Here is an 811-nt window from a genome sequence, read left to right as displayed (position 1 = left end):
GTCGATCTTCTGCGACAGGTCGCCGCGCGCCACCGCCGTGATCACCAGCGCGATGTTCCGCACCTGACCGGTCAGGTTGTTGGCCATCAGGTTGACGTTGTCGGTCAGGTCCTTCCAGATGCCGGCCACGCCCGGCACCCCCGCCTGACCGCCCAGGATGCCGTCGGTACCCACCTCGCGGGCCACCCGGGTGACCTCCACCGCGAACGCGGACAGCTGGTCGACCATGGTGTTGAGCGTCCCGGCCAGCGCCGCGACCTCGCCCTGCGCCTCGATGGTGATCTTCTTGGAGAGGTCCCCCGAGGCCACCGCCGTCGCCACCTCGGCGATGTTCCGCACCTGGCTGGTGAGGTTCGAGGCCATGAAGTTGACGTTGTCGGTCAGGTCCTTCCAGATGCCCGACACCCCGCGCACCCGGGCCTGGCCGCCGAGGTTGCCCTCGGTACCCACCTCGCGCGCCACCCGGGTGACCTCGTCGGCGAACGCCGACAGCTGGTCCACCATGGTGTTCACGGTGGTGACCAGCTCCAGGATCTCGCCCCGGGCATCGACGGTGATCTTCTTCGAGACGTCCCCGCGGGCCACCGCGGTGGTCACCTCGGCGATGTTGCGGACCTGGCTGGTCAGGTTGTTGGCCATCAGGTTGACGCTGTTGGTGAGGTCCTTCCAGGTGCCGGACACCCCCGGCACGCTCGCCTGACCGCCGAGGATGCCCTCGGTGCCGACGTCCCGGGCCACCCTGGTCACCTCGTCCGCGAAGGCGGACAACTGGTCGACCATGGTGTTGATGGTGTTCTTCAGCTCCAGGATC

At 68.2% G+C, this 811-nt stretch carries 1 protein-coding gene; it reads right to left on the bottom strand.

Annotated elements, in window-relative coordinates:
* Positions 1 to 811: HAMP domain-containing protein (locus tag VR45_RS14830; protein WP_045940217.1), on the bottom strand; the 811-nt coding region annotated here is incomplete at both ends.

The sequence above is a fragment of the Streptomyces sp. NRRL S-495 genome (assembly GCF_000966955.1).
Lineage (GTDB): Bacteria > Actinomycetota > Actinomycetes > Streptomycetales > Streptomycetaceae > Kitasatospora > Kitasatospora purpeofusca.
The sequence above is the reverse complement of the archived record's forward strand: the minus strand, read 5'-3'. Positions and strand labels throughout refer to the sequence as shown.